24 protein-coding genes are annotated in these 22,679 nt (G+C 44.8%); 19 read left to right on the plus strand and 5 right to left on the minus strand.

Features of this window, described 5'->3' with window-relative positions:
• The first annotated feature begins 59 nt into the window (after nt 1-59).
• On the plus strand, nt 60-689 hold the full coding sequence (msrA, locus tag OCV30_RS13740; protein ID WP_065679706.1) for a peptide-methionine (S)-S-oxide reductase MsrA: 630 nt from the start codon (nt 60-62) through the stop codon (nt 687-689).
• 271 nt (nt 690-960) lie between these two features.
• On the opposite strand, the gene OCV30_RS13745 is transcribed toward msrA, so the two are convergent.
• Entirely contained in the window at nt 961-1,161 is a 201-nt protein-coding gene (locus tag OCV30_RS13745) for a DUF1107 family protein (protein WP_004735283.1), read from the minus strand.
• A gap of 252 nt (nt 1,162-1,413) precedes the next feature.
• Here OCV30_RS13745 and OCV30_RS13750 point away from each other — a divergent pair, with 252 nt between their 5' ends.
• From OCV30_RS13750 to OCV30_RS13780, 7 genes are all read left to right on the plus strand, one after another.
• Nucleotides 1,414-1,965, plus strand: coding sequence for a YtfJ family protein (locus OCV30_RS13750; RefSeq protein ID WP_065679707.1), 552 nt, complete (start codon nt 1,414-1,416; stop codon nt 1,963-1,965).
• 91 nt (nt 1,966-2,056) lie between these two features.
• Entirely contained in the window at nt 2,057-2,347 is a 291-nt protein-coding gene (locus OCV30_RS13755) for a DUF2607 domain-containing protein (protein WP_012604884.1), read from the plus strand.
• Nucleotides 2,348-2,388: 41 nt separating this feature from the next.
• Nucleotides 2,389-3,204 (plus strand): zinc uptake protein ZrgA, encoded by an 816-nt coding sequence (gene zrgA / locus OCV30_RS13760; protein WP_261879031.1) that lies wholly within the window; start codon nt 2,389-2,391, stop codon nt 3,202-3,204.
• 139 nt (nt 3,205-3,343) lie between these two features.
• The gene (locus tag OCV30_RS13765) at nt 3,344-4,060 is read left to right on the plus strand and encodes an ABC transporter ATP-binding protein (protein ID WP_004735279.1); all 717 of its coding nucleotides are present in this window, start codon (nt 3,344-3,346) and stop codon (nt 4,058-4,060) included.
• Nucleotides 4,057-5,316, plus strand: a complete 1,260-nt coding sequence (locus OCV30_RS13770; RefSeq protein WP_065679708.1) for an ABC transporter permease — start codon at nt 4,057-4,059, stop codon at nt 5,314-5,316. The genes OCV30_RS13765 and OCV30_RS13770 overlap by 4 nt, the downstream gene beginning before the upstream one ends.
• 14 nt (nt 5,317-5,330) lie before the next feature.
• Nucleotides 5,331-5,846, plus strand: a complete 516-nt coding sequence (locus tag OCV30_RS13775; protein ID WP_004735277.1) for a DUF3299 domain-containing protein — start codon at nt 5,331-5,333, stop codon at nt 5,844-5,846.
• A 527-nt stretch (nt 5,847-6,373) separates the two neighbouring features.
• Nucleotides 6,374-7,282 carry a TIGR03899 family protein gene (locus OCV30_RS13780; RefSeq protein ID WP_065679709.1) on the plus strand — a complete coding sequence of 303 codons (909 nt, stop codon included), beginning with the start codon at nt 6,374-6,376 and terminating at the stop codon, nt 7,280-7,282.
• A gap of 167 nt (nt 7,283-7,449) precedes the next feature.
• On the opposite strand, the gene cysC is transcribed toward OCV30_RS13780, so the two are convergent.
• The 4 genes from cysC to cysD all read right to left on the minus strand — a co-directional run bounded on the left by cysC (nt 7,450) and on the right by cysD (nt 12,241).
• Nucleotides 7,450-8,070, minus strand: coding sequence for an adenylyl-sulfate kinase (gene cysC, locus OCV30_RS13785; RefSeq protein ID WP_012604889.1), 621 nt, complete (start codon nt 8,068-8,070; stop codon nt 7,450-7,452).
• Nucleotides 8,071-8,094: 24 nt separating this feature from the next.
• Nucleotides 8,095-9,819 carry an SLC13 family permease gene (locus tag OCV30_RS13790; RefSeq protein WP_009847766.1) on the minus strand — a complete coding sequence of 575 codons (1,725 nt, stop codon included), beginning with the start codon at nt 9,817-9,819 and terminating at the stop codon, nt 8,095-8,097.
• A gap of 64 nt (nt 9,820-9,883) precedes the next feature.
• The gene (gene cysN, locus OCV30_RS13795) at nt 9,884-11,314 is read right to left on the minus strand and encodes a sulfate adenylyltransferase subunit CysN (protein WP_017083766.1); all 1,431 of its coding nucleotides are present in this window, start codon (nt 11,312-11,314) and stop codon (nt 9,884-9,886) included.
• 18 nt (nt 11,315-11,332) lie between these two features.
• Complete coding sequence (gene cysD, locus OCV30_RS13800; RefSeq protein WP_004735271.1) at nt 11,333-12,241, minus strand: sulfate adenylyltransferase subunit CysD; 909 nt, start codon at nt 12,239-12,241, stop codon at nt 11,333-11,335.
• 451 nt (nt 12,242-12,692) lie between these two features.
• Between cysD and OCV30_RS13805 the strand changes: the two genes are divergently transcribed.
• From OCV30_RS13805 to OCV30_RS13855, 11 genes are all read left to right on the plus strand, one after another.
• Nucleotides 12,693-14,669 (plus strand): bifunctional 2',3'-cyclic-nucleotide 2'-phosphodiesterase/3'-nucleotidase, encoded by a 1,977-nt coding sequence (locus tag OCV30_RS13805; protein WP_017096578.1) that lies wholly within the window; start codon nt 12,693-12,695, stop codon nt 14,667-14,669.
• A 284-nt stretch (nt 14,670-14,953) separates the two neighbouring features.
• Nucleotides 14,954-15,541 carry a DedA family protein gene (locus tag OCV30_RS13810; RefSeq protein WP_065679710.1) on the plus strand — a complete coding sequence of 196 codons (588 nt, stop codon included), beginning with the start codon at nt 14,954-14,956 and terminating at the stop codon, nt 15,539-15,541.
• Entirely contained in the window at nt 15,538-16,671 is a 1,134-nt protein-coding gene (locus OCV30_RS13815) for an ATP-grasp domain-containing protein (protein WP_065679711.1), read from the plus strand. The genes OCV30_RS13810 and OCV30_RS13815 overlap by 4 nt, the downstream gene beginning before the upstream one ends.
• A 19-nt stretch (nt 16,672-16,690) precedes the next feature.
• The gene (locus tag OCV30_RS13820; protein ID WP_017107738.1) at nt 16,691-17,233 is read left to right on the plus strand and encodes a hypothetical protein; all 543 of its coding nucleotides are present in this window, start codon (nt 16,691-16,693) and stop codon (nt 17,231-17,233) included.
• A 2-nt stretch (nt 17,234-17,235) separates the two neighbouring features.
• The gene (locus tag OCV30_RS13825; RefSeq protein ID WP_065679712.1) at nt 17,236-17,985 is read left to right on the plus strand and encodes an NRDE family protein; all 750 of its coding nucleotides are present in this window, start codon (nt 17,236-17,238) and stop codon (nt 17,983-17,985) included.
• Nucleotides 17,986-17,997: 12 nt separating this feature from the next.
• Nucleotides 17,998-18,435 (plus strand): YHS domain-containing (seleno)protein, encoded by a 438-nt coding sequence (locus OCV30_RS13830; protein WP_012604897.1) that lies wholly within the window; start codon nt 17,998-18,000, stop codon nt 18,433-18,435.
• A 10-nt stretch (nt 18,436-18,445) separates the two neighbouring features.
• A complete protein-coding gene (locus tag OCV30_RS13835; RefSeq protein WP_065679713.1) occupies nt 18,446-18,889 on the plus strand; it encodes a hypothetical protein in 444 nt (147 codons plus the stop codon).
• 12 nt (nt 18,890-18,901) lie between these two features.
• Nucleotides 18,902-20,656 (plus strand): lysophospholipid acyltransferase family protein, encoded by a 1,755-nt coding sequence (locus OCV30_RS13840; RefSeq protein WP_065679714.1) that lies wholly within the window; start codon nt 18,902-18,904, stop codon nt 20,654-20,656.
• Nucleotides 20,657-20,727: 71 nt separating this feature from the next.
• Nucleotides 20,728-21,294, plus strand: a complete 567-nt coding sequence (locus tag OCV30_RS13845) for a Crp/Fnr family transcriptional regulator (protein WP_061039609.1) — start codon at nt 20,728-20,730, stop codon at nt 21,292-21,294.
• Nucleotides 21,295-21,351: 57 nt separating this feature from the next.
• The gene (locus OCV30_RS13850) at nt 21,352-21,804 is read left to right on the plus strand and encodes a GNAT family N-acetyltransferase (protein ID WP_017110595.1); all 453 of its coding nucleotides are present in this window, start codon (nt 21,352-21,354) and stop codon (nt 21,802-21,804) included.
• Nucleotides 21,804-22,652, plus strand: coding sequence for a DMT family transporter (locus tag OCV30_RS13855; protein ID WP_065679715.1), 849 nt, complete (start codon nt 21,804-21,806; stop codon nt 22,650-22,652). Before OCV30_RS13850 ends, OCV30_RS13855 begins: the two co-directional genes overlap by 1 nt.
• Nucleotides 22,653-22,679 lie beyond the last annotated feature (27 nt).

Genomic DNA, 22,679 nt, shown 5'->3' on the forward strand with positions numbered 1-22,679 from the left:
ATATAAACCTAGATCTAATGTTAACTAACGCGGTAAGCGTATGCGAAAAGGAATATAACATGCTAAACAAACAACAACTGGTTTCCGCAGCAACCGCATTACCGGGAAATGCTGACCCAATCCGAATCACTGAGCGCCATTTCGTCAATCAAACTGACTTGCTCAATGCTCCTACGGGTTCTCAACAAGAAGTCCTACTTGGTATGGGATGCTTCTGGGGAGCTGAGCGTTTGTTCTGGCAGTTGAACAGCGTTATTTCAACATCTGTTGGCTACTCTGGTGGATACACGATCAACCCCACTTATGAGCAGGTATGTAGCGGACAAACTGGCCATACCGAAGTCGTTCGTGTCATTTTTGATAGCGAACAAACATCTCTCGCTCAAGTACTTGAAACCTTTTGGGAGCGTCATGACCCAACTCAAGGGATGCGCCAAGGCAACGATTTAGGGACTCAATACCGTTCTGCGATATACACCTTCAGCGAAGAACAACAGACTATCGCTGAGCATTCTAAACGTGAATACCAACGAGCAATGACTGAATCATTAGGCAACGAAATCACAACGGAAGTTCTGCCAGCTGGAAAATATTTTTTCGCAGAAACCTACCACCAGCAATACCTAGCTAAAAATCCGAATGGTTATTGTGGATTGGGTGGAACAGGTGTGTGCTTCCCTCCGCAATAATGTGTTATACCAATCACAGTAAGTAAGTGATCATAAATAGCGCAGGAAAAATGCTTGAGAACAAGGCAGAAATTTTCGATAAGTAGTTATTCTACAATCAAAATTTCTAACGATGTTATCGAGTGTTTTAACCAGCTAGGATGAACAGTTATTTACTACGATTGGTATTAGTCATACAAACTAGAACAACATCCATTAAAAAAGGGCTTCCGCTAGGAAGCCCTTTTTTAATGGAAATCTATTTGACGCAATGCAAATCTATAATAGTCAGTTACACCGGCAGCGCAGCAATGGTGCCGTTAACCTCTTTAAAAATAGTGAGCTTTTGTTTGTCTGAAACTTCAGGAAGAAGCACCTTGCCTTGGTCGAAGCGAAACTCTCCGATACCCTCTATAGCAAACTGGCCTTTGAACAGGACTTTAACGAAACGCGCCACCTGATGTGGACGATAAGTAGAAAATTTTCTTAACATAATACAACCTCAATTCCATTTGAGTACTACAGCCACGTACCTGAACACCAACGTATTCAAAGCACATTAAATCGCTAATTCCTTTAGCAAACAGCAAGATAATCTATTGTTCATCTCGATATTGATGCATTATACCTTTTGGTAACAAGCCTGCAACTTATTTCCACGCCGTACGATAAAAAAGTTAAAGAGGCATTTTTCAAATTTCATATTATACTTCCAGAGCAAACCAATAAGCGGAACAAAAATATAATGAAAAACAAAACTCTACTGGCTTTTTTAGCCGCAGCCTCTCCACTTTTCGCCAATGCTCATAATCTATCAGTCGGTGCAACTCTGCCTGCTGTCGATGTTAGCAACTATGGTGAAATCGTACTAAACGACGGAAATACTGGATATCAAGCTTGGGCAACCAATGATCTTCTAGGTAAAGTTCGCGTCGTTCAAGCTATTGCTGGCCGTAGCAGCTCGAAAGAGCTCAACGCACAACTGATGGCAGCCATTACAGCATCGAAATTCGCAGAAGACAGCTACCAAACCACTACCATCATCAACCAAGATGATGCGATTTGGGGAACTGGATCTTTTGTTAAATCGTCAGCAGAAAGTAGCAAAGAAGAATTTCCATGGTCTTCTATGGTGCTAGATGAAGACGGAATCGTAGCGTCATCATGGGCTTTAAAAGAAGAGAGCTCAGCGATTATCGTTCAAGACAAGCAAGGTAAAATATTGTTTGTTAAAGAAGGGGCATTAAACGACTCAGAAGTCACTCAAGTTATTGAGTTGATTAAAGCGAGCCTTTAATAAGATATTCGCGTCTTTTTCGAGACCTGACCAAAGGATATTGTTATATTATAACAGTATCCTTTTTTTAATTCTGTGGTTAATCATCCTGATGTGGAAAAACACACCTAATAATGTGAAACGTAAAACAGGCTTCTTGCTTGGGCTGATGCTCATGTTGAGCGTGTTAGCAGCGACACATATTGTGGATATCGACCCACATCATCACTCTTCACATCACTGTGAGCTGTTTTCGATAAATCAGTTCATAACGGCGCATTCACTTCCACAGATCCCAGAGTTCCATTCGGAATTTACTGTCGCAATCACAGAGTCAGTCGTTTCGTTACAGCGCCTGTATTTCGCTTATTTAGCACGTTCACCTCCTGTAAAGATTTCTTAATTACCACTACTTTTTAATTAACCTTTATTCAGGAAAAAAACATGAAACCTACTATTCTAGCCGTTGTTATCGGTATGACTGTCTCTACTAATGTTCTAGCTAACGAAGAATTCCGCTCTCACGAAGCACACGTGCACGGTAAAGTTGAGGTGAACATCGCTCAAGATGGGCAAGAACTACTTGTTGAAGTAACAGCTCCCGGCGCTGATGTGGTTGGCTTTGAACATGCTCCAGAAACTGCTGAGCAAAAGAAAGTATTTGAACAAGCGATTGCGCAATTAAACAAGCCAGATGAACTATTTGGTTTCAAAAATGCAAGCTGTACTCTGAAGTTCAAGTCGGTGACGAACACCTTGGAAGGCGATCATGATGACCATGAAGGCCATGACCACGCAGAGCACGATCATGACGACCACAAAGGCCATGACCACGCTGAACACGACCATGATGACCACAAAGGCCATGACCACGCTGAACACGATCATGATGACCACAAAGGCCATGACCACGCTGAACACGATCATGACGACCACAAAGGCCATGATCACGCAGAACACGACCATGATGACCACAAAGGCCATGACCATGCAGAACACGACCATGATGACCACAAAGGCCATGACCATGCAGAACACGATCATGATGACCATGAAGGCCATGACCATTCAGAAGGTGGGCACGGCGAATTCACTGTCGAGTACCATTACCAATGTTCAGATATTGCGAAGCTAGATACCGTGAGCACTCAATGGTTCTCTAAGTTCAGCAACACAAAATCAATGACGGTAAACCTTCTAACTGACAGCGCTCAAATTCAAGAAGTGCTTAACGCAGATCGTATTAGTTTTCGATTCTAATCCGTATTAGATTGAATTAAACGTAGATACGCAGCCAAGTAAGTAGCCACTTACTTGGTTGTGCAAATCGGTGTGTTCTGGGAATTTATTTTTCTAATAGCTGTCCAGTAAATACACCGCTTTAATCATTGGAGCTAATATGTCTTTTGACAGTTCATCACTTGTGGTCAAACTCGAAAATATCAGCTTTCGTTGGAAGCCTGAATTACCCCCAACGCTAGAGATCCCCTCACTGCATATCCAAGCCCAAGAGCACCTTTTCATCAAAGGGCCTAGTGGTTGCGGGAAATCAACATTGTTAGGGTTACTGACCGGAATCAACCAAGCTGAACAAGGCGAAGTATCTATCCTTGGCCAAGACCTCACACAGCTAACACCTCGTCAGAGGGACAAGTTCAGAGCCGATCATATTGGCTATATATTCCAACAATTTAATCTGCTTCCTTACTTGTCAGTGATCGACAACGTGACGCTTCCTTGTCAGTTTTCTAAGATTCGTAAGCAGCAAGTCACTGAAAGTCAGAACAGCCTGCAAGCAACCGCTCAAGAGTTGTTGCTCAGATTAAAGCTACCTCAAGCTCTAATGGACAAGCCTGTTACCGAGTTGAGCATTGGTCAACAACAACGTGTTGCTGCCGCTCGCGCTTTGATCGGCCAACCGAAAATCATTATTGCCGACGAGCCAACCTCGGCTTTGGATCATGACAACCGAGAAGCCTTCATCGAATTGTTACTAGAGCAAGCAAATCAAGCCGGGTCTACTCTGATATTTGTCAGTCACGATCCAACATTAGAAAAGCTGTTCACCCGAACCATAGATTTAAAAACCGTTAACCAAGCTAAGGTTGTCGTATGAAAGTAATTACTCACTTAGCCCTAAAAAGCGTACTCAACCGTAAAGCCACCGCTATTCTGACGATTCTCACCGTGGCAGTGTCAGTGATTCTATTACTCGGTGTTGAACGTGTAAGAACCGAAGCAAAGAGCAGTTTTGCTAATACGATTTCAGGTACCGACCTTATTGTTGGTGGCCGCTCTGGTCAGGTAAACCTACTGCTTTATTCGGTATTTAGGATTGGTAATGCAACCAACAACATCGACTGGAAAAGCTATCAAGAATTTAGCCAGCACAATGCAGTAAAGTGGGCGATACCCATCTCATTGGGAGATTCACATAAAGGCTTTCGTGTAATGGGCACTAACCATAGTTACTTTGATAATTATCGCTATGGAAGTAAGCAACCACTTACTTTTCAACAAGGCAAAGAGTTCAATCAGCTATTTGATGTCGTGATTGGTGCCGATGTCGCGAAGAAGTTAGATTACAAGATTGGTGATCACATCATTCTGGCGCACGGTATCAGTGATGTCGCCTTCAGTCGCCACGACAACCTGCCCTTCACCATTGTCGGAATACTCGCGCCAACCGGCACACCAGTAGATAAAACGGTGCATGTTTCGTTAGAGGCCATTGAAGCGATTCACGTTGGTTGGGAATCGGGGGCTAACCTAGGCCACACACCGAATGCTGAAGCGCTAAAGCAACGTGACTTCCAACCAAAGCAGATTACCGCGATGATGGTTGGCCTTAAATCGAAGATCCAAACCTTTGCACTGCAACGAGAAATCAATAACTACCGCCAAGAACCGTTGAGCGCCATTATGCCAGGTATTGCGCTTCACGAATTGTGGGGAATGATGGCCGTAGCAGAGCAAGCACTACTGATTGTTTCAGGGTTTGTGGTAATCGCGGGACTGTTAGGGATGCTGAGTAGTCTACTCACTAGCTTGCAAGAAAGACGTCGAGAGATGGCCATTCTGCGCGCGATGGGAGCAAGGCCTCGTCATGTGTTCGGTTTACTGATCAGTGAAGCAAGTGCCCTAACCTTCCTCGGTATCACATTGGGTGTTGCCGTGTTGTTTGCGCTAATCGCAGCAGTTGCTCCTATTGTGCAACAAAGTTATGGTATCAACATATCGATATCCGCAATCACACCTCATGAGTGGAAACTGCTTATGTTGGTGCAAGTTGCCGGAATCATTATTGGCTTTATTCCCGCTTTCAGAGCTTACCGTCAGTCATTGTCTGATGGCATGACTATTCGAATCTAAAATAGGAACCTACGATGCAACGCAAATTCCTACTGATACTTGGGTTACTTATGTTCCCATTTATCAGCACAGCTCACGCTGAAACCACTCAGACTGACGAATCGGTATTAACACTCGATTGGATTGACTTGATTCCAGAGTCAGAGCGAGCACAACTCGACTCATTTGGCATGCCGATGGTTAACCACGACAGTATGGACAAACCTCAACAATCGACACTTGGCGCTGTTCGCCCAGAGCTGAATGGCAGCACAGTCAAGATTCCTGGCTTTGTGATTCCATTGGAAGGCGATGAGAACATGATCACTGAGTTTCTGCTGGTACCGTACTTTGGCGCATGTATCCACGTGCCACCGCCACCACCAAACCAAATCATCTACGTGAAGTTCCCTAAAGGTGCACCAATCCAGCAGTTATGGGATGTGATCTATTTAGTGGGTACGCTGAAAACTGAGTCAATAAGCCATGACTTGGCGCAAACCGGTTATCTTATTGAAGGTACTGCGATTGAAGAATATGACGACATGTAGTCATTAGAAGGGTGGCTCAAGGATGAGCTGCCGTCACTGAACGAGTGAGATCATTCAATAACAGTTTAATAACGATTATTTTATTCTAAATTACGCGATGTAATTAGATAAGTACGCTAGAACAGCGACATAAGTAGCGAGTAATAACCCTATACTAAGCTGCTTCTTCAGCTTGTTATCATTGACTTGATTCATAACTCCTCCTTGAGAATTACAACAAATTTAACATTTTATTATCATTAGCAAAAGTAAAATTTTGTTGAAACCTTCAACTCTGCACGCAAAATCTAGCCACCAATAAGATAAAGAGTTACATTTTAGACAGTTATACCAATCACAATAAGTAAGTGTTCAGAAATAGCGTAGGAAAAAGGCTTGAGAACAAGGAAGCTCTTTTCAATAAATAGTTTTGATAAGTAGTTATTCTACAATCAAAAATTCTAACGCTGTTATCGAGCGTTTTAACAAGCTAGGGCGAGCAATTAATTACTACGATTGGTGTTGGGTCGTCTCCTTACGGTACTCTTATGTCAGAAACTAAACAGCCAGTGATCATTGAGCATGCTAGCGATACACAGCAAAAGCATGAGAAAAAGCCTCATATTGCCGACAGTGCAAGCAGAATGCTGCACATCGCACAAAGCTTCGGCCTCGATTCCTTAATTAGTCATAGTACAAAGCCAAACGATAAAGCTGAGAGTACGCTTATCGAACGGGCACTATTACGAGAGAAAAAACGTAGAGAGCTTCGCCAAAAGAACCTAGAACAGATTCTAAAGTTGGCACACTCTTCATGTAAGGATGAAGCAGCTGGAGACCCTGATCAGGACTGGCTATACCGTTTCTTCGATATGGCACAAGAGATCCACAATACATCGATGCAGAGGCTATGGGCTCAAGTACTGAAACGAGAAGTCACCAACCCAGGCTCGACGTCGATGAAGGCACTTCAGATCTTAAAAGACATGACACCAAAAGAAGCGCTCACCCTGCAAAGAGCCGCGTCACTGGGTTGTAGCTTTGGTAGTGATAACAGCAGAAAACTGTTACTCGGCTTTAAATCCCATGCTGGAATCTTCAGCTTTGGTAAAAGGGACACCACCAACACCATCAATCTTGGTGGACACAACCTGCCCTACTCTAGCTTGCTCCACTTGATTGAACTCGGGATTATTCTGGGCACAGAACTAGAATCTGGAGAGATTGATTTCGATCCTGCTCTGCACTTAACTTATCAAGGTAAGGGCATGTCACTGGCACCATTATCAAAAGGGGTGAAGCTGATTTACTACCGATTCAGTCCAACAGGCAATGAGCTTTGCAACTTACTTGGCAACAAGCCTAACACGCAGTATTACGACCAGCTGATTGCGCTATTGAGCCAAAAATTTACGGTTCAAACAGAAGTTAAAAGCAGTGTGAACTACACCGTCTAGACAATCGATACTGTAAAAAATAGACGGTGTACGCTGTGAAGAGTATTGATAAGAGTGAAGAGAATCTAGAGGATAAGGTTCTTGTCTCGGAAAACCAAGGCTGCACTATTTATCCGCAGTGAATTAAGCAGATAAACAGGAGAGTAGCCTTAGTCATACCATCGATCTCAATTGGATAAAATATTACGCTTCTCTAAAGCCTCAATACACAATTCGACCAGTTCATCGAGTGTCTTTTCGCCCGCGGGTAGAGCTATCTCAGGGCTCTGAGGCGCTTCGTACACTGAGCTAATACCCGTGAAGTTCGGGATTTCTCCAGCGCGTGCTTTCTTATACAGACCTTTCGGGTCACGCTGCTCACACACCTCAAGTGGTGTGTTCACAAACACCTCAAGAAACTCACCTTCCGGCAATAAGTCTCGCACCAACTGTCTTTCAGCTTGATGTGGGGAAATAAACGCTGACAAGACGATCAAACCCGCATCCGCCATCAATTTAGCGAGCTCACCAATACGACGAATATTCTCTCGACGGTCTTGCTCTGAGAAGCCAAGGTCGCTACATAACCCATGACGGACATTGTCGCCATCCAATAAGTAAGTATGGTAACCAAGTTGGGCTAAGCGGTTTTCTAATGCTCCAGCAACTGTCGATTTCCCTGAACCAGATAATCCAGTGAACCAGAGCACAGCTGGTTTCTGTGATTTCAGATCCGCACGAAATGTTTTATCAATCGAGTGTTGATGCCACACAACATTCTCATCTTTTGGTTTGAGTACTGCGGTCATAATTAGTCCTTTAAATAAACAGCATTAAAATGGGAAAAAGTAAGGAATCAGGGTCAGCACCAAGCCCGAATAGACAATCGAGATTGGGATGCCGATACGTAGATAATCCGTGAGATGGTAATTACCTACGCTATAAACAAGTAAATTAGTTTGGTAGCCGTATGGCGAAATAAAACTGGCACTGGCACCAAATAGAACCGCCATAATGAATGGCATAGGGTCAACGCCATAGCCGATAGCCATGCTATAGCCGATTGGGAAAGAGAGTGCTGCGGCCGCATTATTGGTAACAAGTTCTGTCAGAACCAAGGTCATAAAATAGGTCGCGACTAACGCACCAAACACGCCCCAGCCATTAAAGGCTTCCATAAACATCAGCCCCATACGCTCAGACAGCCCAGATGAAATCATCAGTTGAGCAATAGACAGAGCGGAGCCAACGATCACCACAATATCAACCGGAAAACGGCGACGGAGTTCACCCAGTTGCACCACACCAAAGGCCACCAGCAACAGTAAGAAACCAGCCAGCCCTTTGATAATCGGCACGACTTCAGCAAGGGCTAGACCAATCACACTGGCAAAACCGAGCAATACAAACGTCGATTTATCGGCATCAAGCTTGGCACTCGAGTCCAAGTCATTCATCAACACAAACTCTTTATTGTGTTGTTGACGCTGTTCTTCAAAACGTTTTCCTGGAACCAAAATCAAGGTATCACCAGCGGTCAATGTGATATTCCCTAGTCCACCTTCAAGGCGCTCATGGCCACGACGAATAGCAACCACCACCGCATCGAAACGATCTCTAAACTGGCTGGTTTTCAGGGTTTTGTTACAGAAGCTTGCAGACGAACTCACTACAACCTCAACAAAGCTCTGGCCGTTTAAGTGGTGCTGGCCAAACAGAGTTAGCCCTTGGATCTCTTGCAGTGTCGCAACACTCTCGACATCACCACAAAACAGCAGTCGATCACGAGCTTGGAGTATGAAGTCAGGGTCAATAGACGCGGTTGTTTTACCGTCTCGAATCACTTCCGCTAAGAACAGTTTTCTCAATGCTCTGAGGTTATTCTCGCTGACGCTACGACCAACTAACGGTGAGCCAGGTTCCACTCTTGCTTCTAAAAAGTAAGGCAAATCATCTTGGGAACCATCATCGTAGCTGGGTAGGAAGTAACTCAGAGGGATAAGGATCAACACACCACCGACCAAGACCGCTAAACCGATCAAAGTTGGTGTAAAAAAGTTTAAACTCGGCAAACCCGCATCTTCAACGAAACTATTGATGATCAAGTTGGTAGAGGTGCCGATCAATGTCAGGGTTCCACCTAAGATGGCAGCGTATGACAAAGGGATTAGCAGTTTAGATGGCGCATGCTGTTGATTACGTTTGATCGCCCCGATCAAAGAAACAACAACCGCCGTGTTATTAGTAAAAGAAGAAAGTAACGCAGTGGAGATACCCAACTTCGCAACCACGGTACCTAGCCTACCTTCAGAGATATTACGGCTAACCCAACTGATTAAGCGAGTTTTCTCCAACGCACTTGATGCGAGGATAAGAAGAATTAAAGTCAGTAACGAGGAGTTAGTGAAATTATTGGCTAAGCTCGACAAATCGATCATGCCAGCCATAAAAGCAATAAACGCCGCGCCAGCAAAGATAAAGCTTGGCTTAATACGGGTAACGAGCAGGCAAGTAATGATGCCGAGCAAAATCGCTAATACAAATCCTTGTTGCCACATATACCCGTCCTTTATGGCGGAAACGAGGGTTTCCGCCTGATTCAATAAGCTGTTACTTAGTCGTTTATGACTTCAGTAATTGGCTTAGGTCTTTGGCATCCCAATGAGGGAAGTGCTTGCGTACCAATGCGTTGAACTCAAGTTCAAATGCAGAGAAGTTACCGACTTGCTGTTCAACAGAGTCCAAACGGTCTCGAATCAAACCAGCACCCACCGTCACGTTAGTCAGGCGGTCGATAACGATGAAACCACCGGTGTCCGCACTCTCACGGTATTTATCCAGCGCGACAGTCTCGTTCAATGACCATTCACACAAGCCAATACCATTCAGTGGTAACTCATCAACTGCGTAAGTCGACAAGTTGTTGATGTCATATTGGTGACGAACCGTTTCAACCTGACCGACGGTTTTCTTGCCTGCGATTTTGATGTCGTAAGCTTTACCCGGTTGCAGTGGTTGCTCTGTCATCCACACGATGTCTGCCAATACGTGGTTAGTGGATTCAATTTGCGCGTTTTCCAACACAATCAAATCACCACGGCTGATATCGATTTCATCTTCAAGAGTCAGTGTTACCGCCAAACCCGCTTGTGCTGATTCAAGTTCACCATCAAAGGTCACAATGCTTGCCACCTTAGAGGTTTTACCTGAAGGCAACGCCTTGATTTCATCACCGACGCTGACACGACCAGAAGCCACGGTGCCGGCAAAGCCACGGAAATCTAAGTTAGGACGATTGACATACTGCACAGGGAAACGGAATTCGCCCGCAGAACGTTTTTGGTCAATGTCGACGTTCTCTAACACTTCTAATAGAGACGGACCTTCGAACCATGCAAGCTCTTTGCTTGGCGCAGCAACGTTAATGCCTTCAAGTGCCGAAACTGGCAGAATCTGAATATTAGTTTCGCCCTCTAGGTTTTCAGCAAACTCTAGGTACTGATCGCGAATCTCCTCAAAACGATCTTGCGAGTACTCGACGAGATCCATTTTGTTGACTGCGACGATGAAATGCTTCAAACCAAGCAGGTTAGAAATAAACGAGTGACGACGTGTTTGATCCAGTACACCCTTACGAGCATCAATCAAGATCACAGCCAGATCACACGTTGAAGCGCCTGTTGCCATGTTGCGCGTGTACTGCTCATGCCCTGGGGTATCAGCAATAATGAATTTACGCTTTTGAGTCGAGAAGTAGCGATAAGCCACATCGATCGTGATGCCTTGCTCACGTTCAGCTTGCAAGCCATCAACAAGCAGTGCCAAGTCAGGCTTCTCACCTGTAGTACCCACTCGTTGGCTATCCGAGTGAACTGCTGCTAGCTGATCTTCATAAATCTGTTTCGTATCATGGAGCAAGCGACCGATTAAGGTACTTTTACCATCATCTACCGAGCCACAAGTTAAAAATCTAAGCATAGATTTATGCTGATGCTGACTTAGATAACCTTCAATCCCTAGTTCAGCCAATTCGGCTTCTACTGCACTATTCATTTTTCTTTCCTTAGATTCTTAGAAATAACCTTGGCGCTTTTTCAGCTCCATAGAGCCCGACTGATCATGGTCAATCGCTCGACCTTGACGCTCACTGGACGTCGCCACCAGCATCTCTTCAATAATGCCTGTTAGCGTATTCGCCTCAGATTCAACGGCTCCGGTTAGTGGGTAACATCCCAAAGTACGGAAGCGAACGCTTTTCTCTTCAATCACTTCACCTTCTTGCAGTTCCATACGGTCATCATCAACCATGATCAGCATGCCATCACGCTCAACCACAGGACGTTTATCAGATAGGTAAAGCGGAACAATATCGATGCTCTCTAGGTAGATGTATTGCCAGATATCAAGCTCAGTCCAGTTAGAGAGCGGGAAGACACGAATGCTTTCGCCCTTATTAACCTGACCGTTGTAGGTGTGCCAAAGCTCTGGACGCTGGTTTTTTGGATCCCATGTATGGTTCTTATCGCGGAAAGAATAAACACGCTCTTTTGCTCGAGATTTTTCTTCATCACGACGCGCACCACCAAAAGCCGCATCGAACCCATACTTGTTTAACGCCTGCTTAAGGCCTTGAGTTTTCATGATGTCAGTGTGCTTAGAAGAGCCATGTACGAATGGGCTACACCCCATCTCAATACCTTCTGGGTTCTTATGTACTAAAAGGTCGAAGCCGTACTTTTTAGCCGTACGATCACGAAACTCAATCATCTCGCGGAATTTCCAATCCGTATCTACATGCAATAGTGGGAATGGAATCTTGCCTGGATAAAACGCTTTGCGAGCTAAATGAAGCATCACAGAAGAATCTTTACCGATGGAGTACATCATCACTGGGTTATCAAACTCAGCAGCAACTTCACGGATAATATGAATACTTTCCGCTTCAAGCTGTTTTAGGTGGGTTAAACGTTCTTGGTCCATTTCAGTGCTTCCTTTAAGGCTCGCAGTACGAGCAATTCATTACTTGGTCTTGCCAAGCAAGGGATTTAACTCATCCACTTGAGTGAATGGGAGTATTGGCACTAGAAGAAAACAGAAGCTTCGTTTTGAGCTATCCTTGCTATTCATCTGCCTGATACGTCCTTGATATAGGCATTATGACGAGCCTCTCATATTACTGGAAATTCTAAAATTTCATTTTTTATTCGAAAAGCTGATAAGGGATGAGATTCATCGATAAATAGGTGAAATGAATGGGCTAATATTATCGATATCAGTTGCGCATCGATTGAGCAGCTTTGGGAGGCGCCTTGCAGAACACTATAAAGTAATCGATCTAAGTCACGAATTAACATTCGTTGTAATCATTGTTTCATTCCATTTTGTTACATTACGCAACGAATTTTCTACTAATCCACTTTGGAGCTCCAAAATGAAAGTTGCAATGAAACCTTTGTCATTGGCTGTACTTGCTGGTCTTGGTCTGACTTTAGCAGGCTGCACAACAACACCAGATACCGATGAAGTGATTAAATTACGTGTCGTAGAAACGACGGATATCCATACCAACCTAATGGATTACGACTACTACAAAGACAAGCCGTCGAAAAAAATCGGCTTAGCACGTACTGCAACTCTAGTAAAAGAAGCTCAAAGCGAAGTAACCAACAGCGTATTAGTTGATAACGGTGACTTGCTGCAAGGTAGCCCGATGGGTGACTACATGGCAGACAAAGGCATCGAAGCGGGCGAAGTTCACCCTGCATACAAAGCAATGAACCAACTAAGCTATGACGCTGCAAACCTAGGTAACCACGAATTCAACTACGGTCTTGAGTTCCTAGAAGAGTCAATCAACGACGCTGACTTCCCATACATCAGTGCTAACGTTTACGATGCAGAAACCAAAGAACACTACTTCACGCCTTACATCATCAAGACGCACACGTTTGAAGATACTGCTGGCGTAGAACATGAAGTAAAAGTGGGTTACATCGGTTTTGTTCCACCACAAATCATGACGTGGGATAAGAAGAACCTTGAAGGCAAAGTGATCGCTCGCGATATCATTGAGACAGCTAACGAGTTAGTGCCTCAAATGAAAGCGGAAGGCGCTGAAGTAATCGTTGCTATCCCTCACTCAGGCGTATCAACTGACCCGTACAAAAATGGCGAAGAGAACTCAACGTTCTACCTATCTGAAGTAGACGGCATTGATGCAATCGCATTTGGTCACTCTCACGCAGTATTCCCAGGAAAAGGTTTTGATGACATTCAAGGCATCAACAACGAAACGGGCACAATGAACGGCGTTGCGGCAGTAATGCCAGGCCGCTGGGGTAGCCACGTTGGTGTTATGGATCTAACACTTGCACAAAAAGACGGTAAGTGGGAAGTCGTTAAAGGCCAATCAGAAGCACGCCCAATCTACGACAAGGTAGAAAAGAAATCTCTTGCTGCTGCTGATGAAGGCATCGTTTCTGCACTAGAAAAAGACCACGCAGGTACTCGTGAGTTTGTTAACCAACCGATTGGTAAAGCAGACGATGTGATGTACAGCTTCTTGTCTCTAGTACAAGACGATCCAACAGTTCAAATCGTTAACCTTGCACAGAAAGATTACGTTGAACAGTTCATCCAAGGTGACCCAGACCTAGATGGTACGCCAGTACTTTCAGCGGCTGCACCATTCAAGGCCGGCGGCCGTAAGAATGACCCAGCGAACTTCACTGAAGTTGAATCTGGTCAACTGACATTCCGTAACGCGGCTGACTTATACCTTTACCCGAACACGCTAGTTGCAATGAAGGTAACAGGCCACGAAGTAAAAGAGTGGCTTGAGTGTTCTGCTGGTCAATTCCAACAAATAGATGTTAATTCGACCGCACCACAGCAGTTGGTTGAATGGGACGGCTTCCGCACTTACAACTTTGATGTCATCGATGGCGTTGAGTACCAAATCGATGTTACACAACCAGCAAAATACGATGGTAACTGTAAAGTTATTAATGAAGGCTCTGAGCGTATCGTAGGTCTAACTTACCAAGGTAAGCCAATCGACGTGAAGCAAGACTTCCTGATCGCAACCAACAACTACCGAGCATACAGCAATAAGTTCCCAGGTACGGGTGAAGACTTCATCGCATTTGATGCACCAGATGAGAACCGTACTGTTCTAGCGAACTACATCTCTCGAGTGAGCAAAGAGCAAGGTCAAGTGAGCCCAACGGCTGATAACAACTGGTCATTTGCGCCAATCAAAACGGATAAAAAGCTAGATATCCGCTTTGAAACATCTCCAAGCGACAAAGCGGCAGAGTTCATCAAAGAAAAGGGTCAATACCCGATGAAACGTGTTGCGACTGACGATGTTGGTTTTGCTGTTTACCAGATTGACCTAACTAAATAGATTACCCTGTAATCCATAGTTAACGTTCTGAAAGGCTGAGTTTAACGACTCAGCCTTTTTCTTTTGTTATTTATAAACCAAATCCACTGCCCTACTTTTCTCACCGTAAACGCCCGCTAATTCAATAACCAAACAGCGCGACTCAAACCGCCAATAAAATCAATCAAATATAAAAAAGCAGCAATCGCCTGTAAGTTTTTCTCCGCTCCTCCTGTCTATTTAATTTACTACACTCAATGAATGGTCATTAAGCCATTCATCTATGGGATAGATAAGGACATTTGATGAGCACCGTCGAGAGCATTCAAGCATGGTTAAATACGGGAGAGGAATCGCTGCTATGGCTGATGCTTGGCATTATCGCGCTTTCTTACTTGCTTGAAGATCTGGCGATTGTTACAGCGGCAGGTTTAGCAACTCAAGGACTCATGCTTCCTCAATATGCGTTGCTTGCCATTTTCATCGGCATTGCCACAGGAGATATCGGCCTCTACTACCTAGGTAAATCAGGACGTTATTTCCGAGGCGTTCGTTACAAAGCCCTCACCAACCGATACTTTCGTGCACTTCGCACTAAATTACGTCAAAACGCTTTCAGCAGTCTTTTTGTCATCCGCTTTATTCCCGGGCTTCGTACCGTCGGTTTTATCTTAAGTGGCTTTTTCACAATCCCACTGCCTACTTTCTTGTTTGCCGTTATTAGTGCCACTGCGCTCTGGACTGGCATTGTCTTCTCTGCCATCTACTATTTAGGGACATCAGCGTGGCTGCAAGCCTCTGAATATCAATGGATCATCATCCCGTGTGCCATCGCTTTGCTGTTTATCGGCAATCGATTAATGAATAAAACCTACTCTAGAGGATTATCATGAGTTCACCGCAAGATATTCGCATCATTCCAGCACATCAAATCAATGCAGGCATGCCCTTGCTTGAAAAAGATACCGTGCGCAGTGTCTCTCCTTATGAGTTTCTTCCAACTTGGTTCTTCTACACGCCAGTGGTGATTCAAAGCCTGATGCAAGGGTTACGGCACTTTGACTGGGCGCTGCCGCTCATCGCCAACCCAAGCATCAAGTTAAGCGGAATGGTAGGCGAATCAAAACACGAGATATTAAGCCTTGCCGGATCTTCAAGTCAGCGTTGGATCTCTCCGTTTATCACCCTCACCAAAACGGATCTCAGCGGTAAGAAACAAGCTGAAGATGCACGCAGCGCACTCATACAATCCGATCTTGATTTCCCGATTGTCGCTAAACCAGATCTTGGCTGTCGAGGCGTAGGCGTCAAGCTGATCAACACACAAGATCAACTTGAGCAATATGTTGAATCTTTCCCAAATAACGCTCGCTTTCTACTGCAAGAAAAGGCGCCTTATCAGGCAGAAGCTGGCGTTTTCTATGTTCGTTACCCAAACAAAAAGCAAGGCAAGATCATCTCGATCACACTCAAATATGCGCCAATGGTGATGGGTGATGGCAAGTCGACACTCAAGCAGTTAATTGAAAATAGCCCGCGTGCTGGGCAACTCAGCCACCTGTATCTACCAAGGCATGAAGATAAATTGGATCACGTGCTCGCAGAGGGCGAAGAGTTCCAACTCGCGTTCGCAGGTAGCCATAGCCGTGGCTGCATCTTCCGCGATGGCAATCAATACATTACTCAGACTTTAACTGAACGTTTAGACGAGATATTCGATGACTTCGATGGTTTTCATTTTGGCCGACTCGACGTCAAGTTTAAAGACATGCACAGCCTAATGAACGGCGAGGGTTTCACGATCCTTGAGGTCAATGGCGCAAGCAGTGAGGCTGGGCATATCTGGGATCGCAACACACCGCTGCGAGAGATATTTTCTACGCTACTCCTGCAATACCGCATTCTTTTTGATATTGGCGCTCAGCAAAAACAACGAGGCCATAAGACTCCCTCTTTCAAGAGCTTATTCGCTGCGTGGCAAGAAGAGCGACGTCTTGTTCAACAATATCCGACCACTGACTAACTTTGTACGAGGACCATGAATGAACCCCATAGCCCAACCGAGCGCCCTCACTTCTTTCTCTCCTAGTATCAAAGGAGCGGTAGAGATATTGAATCAGGGTCTAGAGTTTTTGTTAGCGATATCTGACAGCGACTATCTGACACGAGCAAAGCCGCACGTCACAAGCTCTATTGGTGAGCATACTCGTCACACGCTCGATCTTTTTCACGCTTTAATTTTAAAAGAGAATGCGACCGTTGATTACAACACTCGCCGTCGTGGTCATCCCGTCGAATACGACCGCTCAATGGCAGTAAAAGAGATCCATTATGTGATCAACTGGCTTGAACGACTAGACCGCAGAGATCTCGAAGCGCCTATCATGATCCAAACCGAAGTTTCAATGGATACACAAGTATTCGCCAGCCTGCCTTCTACGTTAGAAAGAGAGGTCACCTTTGCTGCTCTGCATGCCAATCATCACTATGCGATGATCAAGGTGATCACGACCTTTCTTGATGTCGAAACATGCAATACCTTTGGTTATGCCCCAACCACCAGCAGCTATCTGAGGGAGCAATAATCATGTGTTCAGTATCTTGGCTGCTTGAAGAAAATGGTTATCAGGTCTTTTTTAACCGTGACGAACAAAAGACGCGAGCACTAGCAATGCCGCCTAAACAGTATCGAGTTAACGGCGTCGATATCATAATGCCACTCGACCCAACTGGCGGTGGTAGCTGGATCAGTATCAATGAGTTCGGGCTTTCACTATGCCTACTCAATAACTATCAAGGCATAGTACCTGTTGGACCTTTAGTCAGCCGTGGTTTGTTACTCAAGAATCTATCATCGAGTCGTAACATCAGTCAGCTCTCTGAAGCATTTCATCAGCTCGACCTGCACTCTTTTGCTCCATTTACCTTGTTGGCTTTCGCGCCGAATTTAACTCAGAACAATGGTTTGGTTATCGCCTACATGTGGGATGGTATTCAACAAAAAATAGTCGACACCGATTCACCGTTATTCTCATCCGGTGTTGAACTATTGCGAGTGCAAGCCTACCGACAAGCTAAGTACGACCAGCTTATGGAGACAGGTAAGAATCAGCAGAACTTGCTTAGGTTTCACTCTCACCATCATAGCGAACAGCCTCATTTAGCGACCTGTATGCATCGTGAAGACGCGCACACCGTGAGCTTTACACATTTACGCAATCTACACGGCCAAGCCTCGATGTTTTACGCACCCGGCTCGCCTTGTGAGCCCATTAAACCATGCCAGATAAATCAACAGCGTTTTACCTTCGATTTATCACCAGCAATCAATCTATAGATGGAGTCCATCATGAGAAAACTATTAACCATGGTCATGCTACTTGTTAGCCCATATGTATTTGCCGCCGATGAAATCTACACAGGGTTCTTTAGCAGTAAGGCGCTCGATGGCTACGACACTGTGGCTTATTTCACTTCAGGTAAACCTATTGAAGGCAGTAAAAAATTCAGCACCGAGTACAAAGGCGCGGACTGGTATTTCTCTTCTGAAAAGAATCTGACTTTATTTGTTAATAATCCTGAAAAATACGCCCCTCAATATGGTGGTTATTGCGCTTGGGCTGTTTCAGCAAAAAGTGATTTTGCACCCGGAGACCCGAATCAATGGACGATTGTTGATAACAAGCTTTACCTCAACTACGACCAAGAGATTAAACAGCGTTGGGAACAAGACCGAGCACAACATATTCAAAAAGCCGACACCATTTGGCCGCAACTGATCAAATAAGGGAATAACCATGACATTCACTCCAGCTAAACATATCCCTGCGGCATTTATCGCGTTTGTGTTCATTCAGTCGCTGTTTTTCAAGTTCACCGGCTCATACGAAACTGAGCATATCTTTGGCACCTTGGCGACATGGTCTGGCTTGAGTTGGTTCGGTTCATTTGGCGGCTACTTGATTGGGTTTGCTGAATTGATTGCTGCCATTTTGCTGTTTACTCGTTGGCATGGCCTGGGTGCCATCATGAGCGTAGGGATCATGAGTGGCGCGATTTTCTTCCATCTGTTTACGCCGCTCGGTATTCAAATGCCTGAGTTTAATGCAGCGGGTGAAATTGCTGGTTATGACGGTGGATTACTGTTTGGTATGGCATGCCTAGTGTGGCTGTGCGGTGCATTTTTAAGTGTGAAAGATTTCAAGAATCAAGACGGTTTCCTAAACAACTTTAGTCAATAAGGTAGCTTCATTATGATTGATAGTCCTTTTCGTTTACCACGTTACACGCCTTTTGGTTTAGGTGAGTCTGTTGTCGAGTGGGCAACTGGGCTATCTAAGCTAGATAAACTCTATCAAGATAGACCTGATGAGTTGTCTAGTTTCGAATTCATGCATCACACCCTATCGGCTTTGAATATCGACTATTCTGTTTCCGCAGGCGCCACTGATAATATTCCTGAGGAAGGACCCGTAGTCATTGTAGCTAACCACCCGCTTGGCGCGATTGAAGGTGTGATCCTTGCTGATCTCGTAGGATCGGTAAGGAAGGATGTAAAGGTGTTAGCTAATGAACTGCTCAAGCGACTGCCTGAACTGGACGATCTTTTCATCGGCGTCGATGTCTTTAACAGTAAAGAATCGAAACGCACCAACGCCAAAGCCATTCGAGATGCTAATCGTCATTTAGCAGACGGTGGACTCTTGATTGTGTTCCCTGCTGGCGAAGTATCGAGTTACCGTAAAGGGGCAAAAACACTGACAGACATCGAATGGAGCAAATCGGTTGCCAAGTTCGTCAAACGTCATCAAGCCACTACGGTTCCTATCTTCATCAATGGTAAAAACAGCGAGCTTTTCTATCAAGCTGGCCGTGTTCACCCACTACTGAGAACGGCTTTACTTGGCCGTGAACTTCTTAATAAACAGGCGACGACTATCTCTATCTCGATTGGCTCTTCGATTCCGTATTCAGAGATCAAATCGTTTGAAAAAGAGATGGATATCGTCAACTACCTACGACTCAATACCTACCTAATGAGTCAACAAGATAGCCCGAATACGCCAATCCACGCGCCCTCTTTTGACACTCAAGTGATTGCGCCTATTCCACCAGAAGTGTTGGCAATAGAGGTCGATTCTCTTCCTGAAGAGATGAAGTTACTTGAGCAAGGGGACTTCGAGGTCTACTGTACGCCAAGCCAATCTATTCCTAACTTAATGCGCGAAATTGGTCGAGTTAGAGAAGAGAGTTTCCGAGAAGTCGGAGAAGGCTGCGGGCTTGCCTGTGATTTAGATGAGTATGACCTTTACTACCACCAACTGTTTGTTTGGAATAAAACCAAGGCTGAATTAGTGGGTGCATACAGACTTGGTATGGTCGACAAGTTAATCGCTGAGCACGGGCTTGATCAACTCTATTCCCGCAGTCTGTTTAACTACAATCAAGAATTCATCGATACCTTAGACAACAGTATCGAGCTTGGGCGTTCTGTAGTGAGTAAACCTTATCAAAAGAGCCTTAACTCACTATTACTATTGTGGAAAGGTATCGCGGCCTTCGTGTATCGTCACCCTAAATACACCCACCTATTCGGCCCAGTCAGTATCAGTAATGATTACAGCCATAATGCGCGCCTGTTGATTGCGACAACCTTATCGATTCACCACTACGATGAGGAAAAGGCGAATCTAGTTTCTCCTTCGTCACCACTCAATACCAGTAATCACGTGTTCTGGCAAAACCACCTGTTATCGTCATTGGCGAGTGTTCCTCTGCTCTCTAAAGTGTTAGCACGTATGGAGCAAGGAAAAGGCCTACCAGTACTACTGCGCCAGTATCTAGGGATGAACGGTAAGTTGGTGTGCTTTAACGTCGACCCATCATTTAATGATGCTCTGGATGGCTTGATTGTGGTTAACCTTAAGAAAGTACCACTGAAAACTCTTGGTAAATACATGGGTAGAGAACTTGCTCAAGATTATCTAGAACAGCACGCTCGACGCTGATTTAGCCTGCTCTGTACCTATACTCAAATAAGTGCGATGATTTCGACACTTATTTGGGTTAGGTTATTTCCATGCACACCTCTTTTATCGAACAACTACAAAGCTTCGACTTCTCTGAAAGTCAGATTGAATCTCTATTAGCCGTCGCGAAACCGCTTGAGCTACCAACCAGACACATCCTGATCAATCAAGGTGAGATGGCGAGTTCAATCTATTTTGTACTTGAAGGCTTGTGCCACGCTTGTTATCTCACTAATGACGGTAAGCAATACAGCAAAGAGTTCTACTGGGAACAAGATTGGATCATCGGCTTTGAGAGTTTGATAAAAAGCCAAGCGTCCCCTTACCTGTTAGAAACACTCACACCCATCACAATGTTAGAACTGCCTATGAACGCGGTTATCGAGTGGCGCGCATCAAACAACCCTTTGTATTTAAAGTTGTTAGAAACTCAGCTAATGCATAAAGAAAACAAAGAACGCTTTATGTTGCTCTATACTCCAGAGCAACGCTATCAACTTTTCTGCGAACATTATCCCGACCTTGAGCAGCGCTTGAACGACAACCAGATTGCCGCTTACCTAGGAATAACCGCGATCAGTCTGAGCAGAATTAAAGGTCGAATTAACAATAGTTAATGCCAACAATCATCGCACATAGTACATTCAGGGCATCGATAACCTCTGGATGTAAACATGATCACTTGGCACTCAATCCCCTTCTCTGAACTTTCAACACAACAGCTTTATCAACTACTTAAATTACGAGTAGATGTGTTCGTCGTTGAGCAAAATTGCCCTTATCCAGAGCTCGATGGTAAAGATACACTCGCAGGTGTTGAACACTTGCTTGGCTATGCTGATGAAGAGTTAGTAGCGTGTGCACGCTTGTTACCACCAGGAACTTCTTACGACAACACAAGCATCGGCCGAGTGGCGACTAAGCAATCGGCAAGAGGTGATGGTTTAGGCCATCAATTGATAACAGAAGCGTTAACATGCTGTGAGGCTCTTTGGCCGAGCACAACTATCGATATTGGTGCGCAACAACACCTAGAAAACTTCTATGCGAGCCACGGCTTCAAAACGATCTCTGAGATGTACTTGGAAGACGATATTCCGCACGTCGATATGAGATTAGAGAAGTAATGTCGAATATCACTGTCGGTATCCTATTGTTGATTGCAGGTAACTTGTTTGCCTCGCTTTCCGACGTAGCGGTAAAACTGTTGAATGGCGAAGTGCCACCTCTTCAGTATATTTTTTTCCGACAGTTGATATCTCTACTCATCATCACCCCTTTGTGGCTACAGCAGAAAAAGGAACAACGACGCTTACAGCAAGCCAAAGTGACCATCATACGCGGACAGCTGATATTAATTGGCAGTGGATGTATGGTCGTCGCAATTACCCATCTATCTTTGGCCACCGCTAACGCTGTATTTTACGTAGCACCCCTGTTGATGTTACCTCTATCTATGTTTCTACTCAAAGAGCAACCCGCACTGGGTAAGGTGATTGCAACAACCATCGGCTTCATTGGCGTACTGATTGTCTTGAGGCCATCACAATTCCATTGGGCTGCATTGTTTGCATTAGGCACGGCGCTGACGCTCGCATTGTTCAATGTTTTGGTGCGAAAGCTCCCTAGTGAGCAATCGGTGGTCACTACACTGTGGTGGACAACGTTATTCTCAATTCCGGCTTCATTGATATTGTGCTTCCTATACTGGCAACCGGTATCTATCGAGCACTTAGGATACATAGCACTCAGCGCAACACTCATCTTGAGCTATAACGGCTTTGCGGTTACTGCCTACCAAAAAGCACACTCTAGCCAAATTGCCTTGGCTGAGTATTCAGGACTGGTGTTTGTCGCGTTAATAGGTGCAATATGGTTTGATGAGATACCAGATACGTTAACCTTTATCGGTATTATGCTCATCATCTTGCCACTCGCCCCTTTCAAGCGACCAAAAAAAAGAGCTAATGCTTAGCTCTTTTCTATCGTTTATATGTGTCTG

This window comes from Vibrio atlanticus (genome assembly GCF_024347315.1).
Lineage (GTDB): Bacteria > Pseudomonadota > Gammaproteobacteria > Enterobacterales > Vibrionaceae > Vibrio > Vibrio atlanticus.

Bases quoted from the DNA above. Each gene is read 5' to 3' on its own strand.
- OCV30_RS13855 (WP_065679715.1), top strand. From the start codon at position 21,804: ATGTCGAATATCACTGTCGGTATCCTATTGTTGATTGCAGGTAACTTG.
- OCV30_RS13815 (WP_065679711.1), top strand. From the start codon at position 15,538: ATGAGTTCACCGCAAGATATTCGCATCATTCCAGCACATCAAATCAAT.
- OCV30_RS13805 (WP_017096578.1), top strand. From the start codon at position 12,693: ATGAAAGTTGCAATGAAACCTTTGTCATTGGCTGTACTTGCTGGTCTT.
- OCV30_RS13820 (WP_017107738.1), top strand. From the start codon at position 16,691: ATGAACCCCATAGCCCAACCGAGCGCCCTCACTTCTTTCTCTCCTAGT.
- OCV30_RS13790 (WP_009847766.1), bottom strand. From the start codon at position 9,819: ATGTGGCAACAAGGATTTGTATTAGCGATTTTGCTCGGCATCATTACT.
- OCV30_RS13765 (WP_004735279.1), top strand. From the start codon at position 3,344: ATGTCTTTTGACAGTTCATCACTTGTGGTCAAACTCGAAAATATCAGC.
- OCV30_RS13835 (WP_065679713.1), top strand. From the start codon at position 18,446: ATGACATTCACTCCAGCTAAACATATCCCTGCGGCATTTATCGCGTTT.
- cysD (WP_004735271.1), bottom strand. From the start codon at position 12,241: ATGGACCAAGAACGTTTAACCCACCTAAAACAGCTTGAAGCGGAAAGT.
- OCV30_RS13810 (WP_065679710.1), top strand. From the start codon at position 14,954: ATGAGCACCGTCGAGAGCATTCAAGCATGGTTAAATACGGGAGAGGAA.
- OCV30_RS13755 (WP_012604884.1), top strand. From the start codon at position 2,057: ATGTGGAAAAACACACCTAATAATGTGAAACGTAAAACAGGCTTCTTG.
- OCV30_RS13750 (WP_065679707.1), top strand. From the start codon at position 1,414: ATGAAAAACAAAACTCTACTGGCTTTTTTAGCCGCAGCCTCTCCACTT.
- OCV30_RS13770 (WP_065679708.1), top strand. From the start codon at position 4,057: ATGAAAGTAATTACTCACTTAGCCCTAAAAAGCGTACTCAACCGTAAA.
- OCV30_RS13840 (WP_065679714.1), top strand. From the start codon at position 18,902: ATGATTGATAGTCCTTTTCGTTTACCACGTTACACGCCTTTTGGTTTA.
- OCV30_RS13825 (WP_065679712.1), top strand. From the start codon at position 17,236: ATGTGTTCAGTATCTTGGCTGCTTGAAGAAAATGGTTATCAGGTCTTT.
- OCV30_RS13845 (WP_061039609.1), top strand. From the start codon at position 20,728: ATGCACACCTCTTTTATCGAACAACTACAAAGCTTCGACTTCTCTGAA.
- cysC (WP_012604889.1), bottom strand. From the start codon at position 8,070: ATGACCGCAGTACTCAAACCAAAAGATGAGAATGTTGTGTGGCATCAA.
- OCV30_RS13830 (WP_012604897.1), top strand. From the start codon at position 17,998: ATGAGAAAACTATTAACCATGGTCATGCTACTTGTTAGCCCATATGTA.
- OCV30_RS13775 (WP_004735277.1), top strand. From the start codon at position 5,331: ATGCAACGCAAATTCCTACTGATACTTGGGTTACTTATGTTCCCATTT.
- OCV30_RS13780 (WP_065679709.1), top strand. From the start codon at position 6,374: ATGTCAGAAACTAAACAGCCAGTGATCATTGAGCATGCTAGCGATACA.
- cysN (WP_017083766.1), bottom strand. From the start codon at position 11,314: ATGAATAGTGCAGTAGAAGCCGAATTGGCTGAACTAGGGATTGAAGGT.
- zrgA (WP_261879031.1), top strand. From the start codon at position 2,389: ATGAAACCTACTATTCTAGCCGTTGTTATCGGTATGACTGTCTCTACT.
- msrA (WP_065679706.1), top strand. From the start codon at position 60: ATGCTAAACAAACAACAACTGGTTTCCGCAGCAACCGCATTACCGGGA.
- OCV30_RS13745 (WP_004735283.1), bottom strand. From the start codon at position 1,161: ATGTTAAGAAAATTTTCTACTTATCGTCCACATCAGGTGGCGCGTTTC.
- OCV30_RS13850 (WP_017110595.1), top strand. From the start codon at position 21,352: ATGATCACTTGGCACTCAATCCCCTTCTCTGAACTTTCAACACAACAG.